We start from the raw sequence: 3343 nt of genomic DNA, 5'->3' as shown, positions 1-3343 counted from the left end.
CCATCAACGCGGCGCCGTGCTGTACGTGGCGCTGATCATGCTGATCCTGCTGGCGCTGCTTGGCATCGCGGGTATGCAGGTTGCGGGCATGCAGGAAAAGATGGCATCCAACTACCGCGCGGTGAACATGTCCTTCCAGAATACCGAGGGTGTCGTGCGCAATGCGGAATCGACCGCGGCGGCGGTATTCAACCGGACTGCGCTCCCGGCCGGCAGTCTCTACACCGAAAGTGCGATCAGCTTGGATTGCGACGGGTTCGATTCGGTGMAGTGGGCGCGTCAGCGCAGTCTTACTGCGGCTCCCGCAGTAAACGTGCGTCAGATTGATACCTGTGGTGGCGATTCGTCGGGCAACTCGAACGCCGGCGGCGCGCCGGTCAACGACAAGCCGACCGCCACCTACCAGATTACCGGCTACTCCRCAGACAACCCGGCCAGCCCGACGTCGTCGTCGGTAGTCGACACCATTTTCAAGCTCTGAGGACGCGGCTATGGCTTCGCGCAGATTCAAATGGATTACGGCTGCCTCCACGGTAGCGGCTCTGGGTATCGCACTGGTCGGCTACAACACGCTGATCGCTGCACAGGCACAGGGTGTACTAGCGCAGGCTCCGCTGAACAACCAGGTGCAGACCGCACCGGCGTTCATCATGGCGGTCGATGACTCCGGCTCCATGACATTCCAGACCCAGTTCCCGGGCCAGGACGGTGAGGGCTGCTGGAATACCACGCGCAAGAGTTTCTTCGACGCCAATGGCAGTTTGTACACGTCGGGCAACTGCGACTATCTGCACGTGCTTCCGGGGCCGCGTATCGACACCGGACGCTACGGCATCCCGCCGATCGATATGCTGGGTTTCGCGCGTTCCTCGCAGTTCAATCCAACCTATTACAACCCTTCGGTAAAATACGAGCCGTGGGTCAACGGTAGTGGTGTTTCCTACGGCGATGCGGGCCTGCTGGAGACGCGCATCGACCCCCGCGCCACCACGACCGTGGCACTGGCCTCACCGTACTACAGTACGGCGTCTGCGGACTCGTTCCGCATGCAGGATGGCATGGTCATCCCCGCGGGTACGTTCTACCGTTACAACAACACCAACTATCAGCGTACCTCCGACTACACCTGGAACAATGGCGTAGCCACGGTATACATGCAGTACACCCCGGCGACGTTTTACGTCCGCTGGACCGCAGCCAATGATCCCTATCCACAGATTCCGGGCGCGACCAATGCCTACAGTGGCATCACGCGGGTAAAGGTGGACAACGCCTGCGGTACCAATTGCGCCATGTGGAGGTACACCATCGGTTCCGGCGATACCGCGGCGCTGCAGAACTTCGCGAACTGGTTCTCGTACTACGGGAACCGCAATCGCGCGATGATCGCCGGCATGACCCGCTCGCTGTCGGACATCAACAATCTGCGTGTCGGTTATTTTCGGATCAACCAGAACGGCAGCTATGACAGCGGCACGTCGACAACCAAGCGTCTCGCCATGCGTGACATGGCCAACAACTCCGACAAGCTGGCGCTTTACACCGACATGACTGCGCTGACCGCCAGTGGTGGTACGCCGAACCGCCAGGCCGTCAACGCGGCTGCCCTGCAGATGACGCGCACCGATGCAGGTGCCCCGGTCAAGCTGATGTGCCAGAAGAATGCGGTGATGCTGTTCACCGACGGCTTCAGCAACGGAGATGGCCCCACTGTCGGCAACACCGACAGTGCGATGGGCGCGCCGTTCAGCGATGGCAATGCCAATACCATGGCCGACATCGTGACCAAGTACTACAACGACGTGAATGGCGGTTCGCCGCTGCGCACCGATCTGACCGCGGGCAAGGTGCCGGTGCCGCAGGCTTGCAAGGGGGCCAACCCGGACAAGCGTCTGGACTGCCAGCCCAATCTGCACATCAATTTCTATGGCGTGACGCTGGGTGCACGAGGCAACCTGTTCAACCCGGACCTGGTCCAGGATCCGTATACCGACGCGTCCATCTACGGCAACTGGCCGCCGCGCGAGAATGACCAGCGCAGCACCGTTGACGACATCTGGCACGCCACGGTCAATACGCGGGGCGAGTACATCAACGCCCGAACGCCTGAGGAAATCACCACTGCCATGCGCCGCGTGCTGTCTTCGGTGACGTCGGGTGCCTCGCCTTCCGGCGGCAGCGGGTCCAGCGGTGCTCGTGTGGGCTCCGGCTCCATTTCGATTTCGCCGAGCTATGAAATCGCCAACGAAGGGACTGACTGGTTCGGTCGATTGACAGCGAGCAAGGTGTCTACCAATGCCGCGCGCGAGATCGTCTACACCTCGATGTGGGAGGCCGCCGCGCAGCTCACTGCAACCGGTCGCCAGGTGTTCTTCACCAAGGACGGCACCACCCGCGCCTTCACTGCGGGTACGGTGACGCTGGACGATCTGTGCACGAAGTCAGCCGCGCTGTATCCGGGCATGTCCCGCTGCAACGCGGCTGCGGTGACGGCCCTTGGGGCGAACATCACCAGTGCGGTGGCCTACCTCAAGGGCGACCAGACCGGTGAAGTGAAAAACGGCGGCAAGCTACGCGATCGCACTACCCGCCTGGGAGACATCGTCAACTCCAGTCCGGTGGTCAGTGCGCCGGGCGACGACTACGGGTACCGTCGTCTGGGCGGGACGCTGGCCACCAGCTACCAGACGTATGTCGCCCAAAAGAAGACCCGTGCCAATTACATGGTGTACGTCGGGGCCAATGACGGCATGCTGCATGCCTTCAACGGCGGCATGGATGCGGCCGGCAATACCATTTCCGGCGGCGGTACCGAGGCGTTCGCCTATATCCCGTCGACCGCGCTGGGCCACATGGGCAATCTGCTGTTCCCTTACGACGCACGAAACCTCAACGACCAGAAATTCGACCACCGCTACTACGTGGACGGCAAGATCGCCTTGGCCGACAGCAATTATGGTGGTAATTGGCATACCACGCTGGTCGGTGCCTCCGGTGCAGGTGGACGCAGTGTGTTCGCCTTGGACGTGACCCCCGGCGCGACGTTCGGAACGGGGAGCAAGCTCTGGGAAATCAGCGACCTGGACGCGGCGCTTTCTGCCGATGTGCGGAACAATATCGGACACGTTCTGGCCAAGCCCGTAATCGTGCCGATGCTCGACAGCAGCGGCACGCCAGTCTGGCGCGCTGTGTTCGGGAATGGTTACAACAGCGCCAACGGCAAGGCGGTGCTGTTCATGGTGGACATCAAGACCGGTACCCCAACGGTGACGATGATCGAAGCGGTGGAGTCCGGCGCCGGCGTACCTACCGGCAGCAATGGCTTGGGGTCGGTGGTGGTTGT

2 protein-coding genes are annotated in these 3343 nt (G+C 61.8%); both read left to right on the top strand.

Translation table 11 applies throughout. The features are described 5' to 3' along the window. The coding region (locus tag AC1DQP_RS18485; RefSeq protein WP_478052203.1) for a pilus assembly PilX family protein at window positions 1–481 on the top strand (481 nt) is incomplete at its 5' end. A 10-nt stretch (window positions 482–491) separates the two neighbouring features. Further along, window positions 492–3343: pilus assembly protein (locus AC1DQP_RS18480; protein WP_478052202.1), on the top strand; the 2852-nt coding region annotated here is incomplete at its 3' end.

This window comes from Stenotrophomonas sp. P5_A8, assembly GCF_056400545.1.
Note: the sequence above shows the minus strand (reverse complement) of the source record. Positions and strands in the feature narration are given on the sequence as shown.